This window comes from Simplicispira sp. GW247-4R2A, from assembly GCF_059424465.1.
The window spans coordinates 1-712 of the sequence record NZ_JBWKZM010000061.1; the positions used below are offsets into that span (position 1 = coordinate 1).

Below are 712 nucleotides of genomic sequence, written 5' to 3' on the forward strand. Positions count from 1 at the left end.
ACGGCCAACCTGAGCCGCTCGCAGATTCTGCAGCAGGCCGGCACCGCCATGGTGGCTCAGGCCAACCAGTTGCCGCAGGGCGTTCTGGCACTGCTGCGCTGATCAGCGTGGCGGAGTAACGGCTGGCAGGGCCGGTCGATTGTTGAATCCGGTGCGGGGGCCCATGCGGCCCCCGCACCGTTTTTGCTTGATAGTCTGAGAAAGGTGCCAATCCAGTGTTTTATGGCGGCTTTGTCGGCCGCAGGGCTCTCCAGAATAAAGGTCCAAGGGATCAGGGCGTGTGCGCTTGCCGTCCCGAAACCCAAGAGCACTGAAAGCAACCCCCTTTGTTTGCTGACCGTGCGTTGATTTACAGCTTTATTTCAGGAGCTATCGCCATGGCATCCACTATCAACACCAACATCCAGTCGCTCAATGCGCAGCGCAATCTGAGCAGTTCGCAAAACTCGCTGGCCACGTCCATGCAGCGCTTGTCTTCTGGCCTGCGCATCAACAGTGCCAAGGATGACGCCGCGGGCTTGGCCATCTCTGAGCGCATGAACACGCAGATCCGCGGCTTGACCGTTGCAGCGCGCAACGCCAACGATGGCATCTCGCTGGCGCAGACGGCGGAAGGCGCGATGGCCAGCGTTACTGACAACCTGCAGCGCATGCGCGAACTGGCGGTGCAATCGGCCAACGCCACCAACAGCAGCTCCGACCGTGCTGCCCT

The 712-nt window shown here is 61.1% G+C and carries 2 protein-coding genes; both read left to right on the forward strand.

What is annotated here, in order from left to right; all coding sequences use genetic code 11:
• Positions 1-102: flagellin (locus AC07ZH_RS20480; protein WP_495201119.1), on the forward strand; the 102-nt coding region annotated here is incomplete at its 5' end.
• 275 nt (positions 103-377) lie between these two features.
• Positions 378-712: flagellin N-terminal helical domain-containing protein (locus tag AC07ZH_RS20485; RefSeq protein WP_495201118.1), on the forward strand; the 335-nt coding region annotated here is incomplete at its 3' end.